At 45.4% G+C, this 4,696-nt stretch carries 3 protein-coding genes; all 3 read right to left on the reverse strand.

Going from position 1 to position 4,696, the window contains the following annotated elements; translation table 11 throughout:
* Nucleotides 1-2,190: hypothetical protein (locus FWE23_11300; protein MCL2846012.1), on the reverse strand; the 2,190-nt coding region annotated here is incomplete at its 3' end.
* 243 nt (nt 2,191-2,433) lie between these two features.
* On the reverse strand, nt 2,434-3,732 hold the full coding sequence (locus tag FWE23_11305) for a formylglycine-generating enzyme family protein (GenBank protein MCL2846013.1): 1,299 nt from the start codon (nt 3,730-3,732) through the stop codon (nt 2,434-2,436).
* A 1-nt stretch (nt 3,733) separates the two neighbouring features.
* Nucleotides 3,734-4,498, reverse strand: coding sequence for a hypothetical protein (locus FWE23_11310; GenBank protein ID MCL2846014.1), 765 nt, complete (start codon nt 4,496-4,498; stop codon nt 3,734-3,736).
* Nucleotides 4,499-4,696 lie beyond the last annotated feature (198 nt).

The following is a 4,696-nucleotide window of genomic DNA, read 5'->3' on the forward strand; positions in this document are numbered from 1 at the left end:
GATGGGGTCTATGGCGTTTTCGGAAAGAGAGCGAGCGGCTATTGTGAATGTCCGAGTGGCATTTGTGAGTTCGTAATTTACGTTCGGGGTTGCCAAACGGGCGGTTGCCGTGTGCGTTTCTCCCGCTGCGTTTGCGTTAATTGCGCCTGTTATTACAAGAGGGAAAGTTGTGCCGCCCAAAGTTGCCGTTGCTGTCGGGCTTTGCTCTTGTCCGTTGTAGGTAAACGTGGTTTGAGTGCTCCAAACTACAGGAATTGGCGTTGGATTTGTCCCCGTAATCGCAAACGGAACAGGCGGAGTTGTCGCGCCTAAATAGTTTTGGCTCTGTTCTATAACTGCACGGGCAAAATACGTCCCTTGGTTAGTAAAAGGCGTTGTTGACCAAGTTCCGTTTTCGGAGGTAGAATAATAAATTCTGACAGTACCGTTGCCCGAATTTCCGATTACCTGCGGCGATAAAGTTTCGCCTGCCCGTATGCTTGCTATATTCAATGTAGGGCTTATAGGCGCGCGCGTTATATGAAATTCTACGCTTGCTGTTTGCGGGTTAAGCACAAGGTGGAATCGCGGATTACCCGTTAAAATGCTTGCCGTTGCGACGTATGCCGCTTCGCGGGCGTTTCTTGCATTACCTGTGTTAATACTGAGCAAAACAGGCAAACCGTCGGGGCAAACTGCGGTGGCAGTCGGGTGTTGTTCTTGTCCGTTATATATAAATGTAAGCGGCTCACGCCAAACAACCGAAATTTCAGCTATAGTTATATTCCCGCCGCTAATTACAAAATTTTCAGTTCGAGTTCCTGAAAAATTATTGGTGCCGCTAACAATCGCTCGCGCTAAATTACCTTCGGTACTTGGAGCGTCATTGCGGTTGTAAGAAACCGTAAAATCTCTGCCGAGCACCAAGTAGTTGGTTTCGCCGTCTTTTATAGTCAATGCAGGAGTAGCGGGTTGCCCCGGAACAAACGGTTGTTCGGGAATCGGCGTAATGTTCACGGTGTTTATGTGTCGAGGCAAAATAGTAAAAGTCCGCGAAACGCTTCCCGCAAAATATCCCATTCCGTTTACTCTAATCGTGGCAGACCCTCGATTTATATTGTTCTCGTAAGTAAAATAAAAGTCCACTCCCTCGGTCAATATCCCAAATTGAGAATGCGTTATTGTCGGTTGCGGCGTTTGCGCCTGCCAATTGAAAGCGAGGTCGTTTATTGCCGCTATTGTGGTGTTTGTGGTATTTATAGGTCTCGCTTCGACGATGTTAAACCGAACAGTCCGCTCTTCCCCTTGATAAATCCCGTCGCCGATTATTCTCACGCTACCAGCGTTATTGCCGATGGTGTTATTGGCGCCGAAATCAAGAAAATAGTCGGCGTCTTCTTGAAGAATAAGCTGATTATTGAAATCTCTAACTACTACTTGCGGGCGAATTTGCTGTGTTCCTCGGTGGATTTGATCGGGAATTGAGGAGACGGTGGTGGTGCGGATGTCGCGAGGGTCGGTGATGAAAAAGTTATAGCCGATAGTTGTTCCTGCATAATCTCCCATACCGATAATAGACATTCTCGCAGGATTTGTGTTAGTGCTTAATGCGGTATTGTCGCTGAATTCAAGCTGAAAATCCGTGCCTTGAGTAAGCGGTTGTCCGTTGTGTTCAATTTGCACGTTCGGCTGAATTGGGTTTCCTGTGTTGTGAGGCATTATTCCGATGTTGTTTACTAATACGGTGGAAGTAGAATTATTTGTCGGTACTCTCTGCCCCTCAATGGTGATTTGAGCGCGGGAGAGTGGATAAAATGTTCGTAAAAACGGGTTGCCGTTATACGTCAGCGCTTCCATTCCCCAGATGTTTTGCAAATTCCATAGGGCAAAGGTTGCTTGTTGGCGCATTTGTGCGGTGGTGCGTGGAATGCCTCTGCCGTCGTTGTCGGATTGTCCGCTTCGTTGGCTGTCGAAAAACGAGTTGGTGATGGTGCCGCCTGAATTGGTGCCGACCAAGCCGCCGATGTTGCTTGGTGAGCCAATGACAAGTCCGTCCGAATAACCGTTTTCAACCGTGCCGAAGTTTCTTCCTACCACACCGCCGCTAGTAGGGGTGTTTGCCATTGCTGTTGCTGCTGTCATTGCGAGTAGCAAGATGATGAATCTGCGTTTGTTTCGTTGAAAAACATTTGTGTTTTTACTTCGTTCCATTTTATCTTCTCCTTTGTTTTGTTTTCCTCACCCCAACCCTCTCCATTTTGGAGAGGGAGTTATTAAAATGCACCGTCGGCTTTCGAGCCTTGTATCTGTTAAGCAGGGGCTAACTCCGCCCCTGCCCCGTTTTGTTTTACGCTTTGTCTCTGAGTATTCGCAGCGGCTCACACTCGCAACGAACACACAGCACCAAATCGGATTTTTTCAACTCAAAGAAAGAGCCCCTCCGAACAGCAAGTGTTAGAATTGCGGGGAGAAAGCCACCCGGAAACCGTCGATGATCCACCCGTTGCCAGGGTTGTTGCCGGACCAAATAGCAACCTGCGCGTCCTCCGCGCCATTGAACCAATTGCCGCCGCGCTGCACGGGAGTAGAGCCCCTAATAGTATTCGTCCATTCCCGCACATTTCCGCTCATATCATATATTCCTAACTCATTTGGTGCAAGACCTCCGACAGGGCGAGTTTGACTTCCACTGTTTGCGTTATGCCAAGCTACTTCTGTTGCTATATCACTCCCTGCCCAAATATAATCCACTCCTCCGTTATTCCCTTGTCGCTGATTTCCACCACGTGCAGCAAATTCCCATTCGTGTTCCGTCGGTAATCTTGCGCCGATTCGTGCCAAAAAACCATCAGAGGAAATTATATCATTAAAACTAACTTGCTCAACAGGATTATTAGGCAAGTTAGTAGAGCCGACTGCCGCCCCACCTCTAAAATGCGACGGAACGGCACTTAAACTCGGATGCCCCGTCATTACCGCCTGATACTGCGCTTGCGTTATAGGATATTTACCTATCCAAAATCCGTCGCTTATTGTATGACTCATACCGACTCTGCTGTTTTGCGCGCAAGCGCCAAACCTAAATGTCCCCGGTGCAACATAAATTAAGTCGATATAAATACCCCTTACAATAAACCGCACCCCTTGACCTTCAACTGGATTTAACGGAAGAGTGCTCGAAAGCGGAAAATCAGCAGTGCCGACAACCGCTACTGTTTGCACTGAAGAATGAAAAATCCTTATAGTTCCTCGATTTTCAGCAACCAATCCGCCAACTGTCAGCGCCAAGACTCTGCCTGAAGCGCGAACTTCCTCTATCGTTCCTCTGTTTACCGCCGCAAGCGCACCCGCTAAATTATTGCCGAGAATATTTACATCAACAGACAAATTTCGCACAACACCGTTATTGCCGATAATGCCTAAAAAGCCAAGATTACCGTCGGTATTTACATTGTTGATTACAATTCCGCTGATAGTTCGCCCGTTTCCGTCGAAAGTTCCCTGAAACGCTCGCGTTTCGGTATTGCCAATTGGTACCCACTCAGGGGTACCGCTGAGGTCGATGTTGCCCGAAAGCGTTATCGTTCTTCCCGAAAAGTTAGTACCGCCGTTTACTCGGGTAGCTAATTCTCGGAGGTCGGCGGCGGTTGCTATGCTGATGGCGTTGGCGTTCCAGTCAATTGCCGCCCACGTTGTTGTGGCGGCAAGAGTGAGTAGCACTGCAAATACTTTAACGAATTTGCTTAGTCGCATATTATACTCCTTTTATTGTTCGGCTAAATCTATCAATATCAGCGGAATCTTTAACATTGTATTGCAAATACAAATTCCAACCAACGATTTTAATCTTGTGAGAATTTTCATTTACATATTCTCCATGAAAGACATTTAGAGGCATTTTCTTTTCGCCAAATCTTTCCGAAGTCTTTTCTTCAACAAGTGAAACCCCTAAAGAAGCACAAACGCTCTTAAGTACCGTAGAGCCGTTGAGAAACATCGTTTCAAAATTATTGCCATCTAACAACAATTTAAACGTGTCTTTATCATTGCTTAGATGTTTACCTTGTACGCCCTCAGAAAGGTAAGTCCATATTTTATTTGTTGCCCACTGCGCCAAATCCAAGTGAACACAGGTGTCATTATAATAAGAATACTTTCCATTGCTAAGCCTTTTAATTAAATCATCGAAAGGGTCAAACCATTTCTTGTATGGATTTTTTTTGAAGTAATTTATGCAACCCTCCAAAACCTTTTCTGCTTCATCGTCTGTTAACTTCCTGTGGTTTTCTTTGTCTATTCCGAGTTCAGCTCTTGAACAAAGCCTTGCGCTTGCTCCTGACAATAACGTACTCCCACTAAGAAACTCGTTAAAACTTGGATTAATTGAAACTGTGCAAACATTGGCTTTTACATAATCGCCAAAAAATACCACTGGTGTTGTTTGCGGCACAATAAGCAAACTTGGGTCAATTTCTCTTTTGATTCTTTCAATCAATCCTGCTTTTAATGTTTTATTCATAAAACACTCCCTTTTTTTGAAAAGTTAAATTTATACTGAAAACCGTTTTTGACCAAAATAAAAAAACACGGCACAATCCTATTGAGCCGCCCAAACAACAACACAAAACCCCTCTCAAAAAAGAGGTTTTGATAAATATATTTTGAATCTTACTTCGTGTATTACTTTTACTTGGCGCGCGTAAGTGCCTGCAAATCA

The organism is Chitinivibrionia bacterium, assembly GCA_009779925.1.
Taxonomy (GTDB): domain Bacteria; phylum Fibrobacterota; class Chitinivibrionia; order Chitinivibrionales; family Chitinivibrionaceae; genus WRFX01.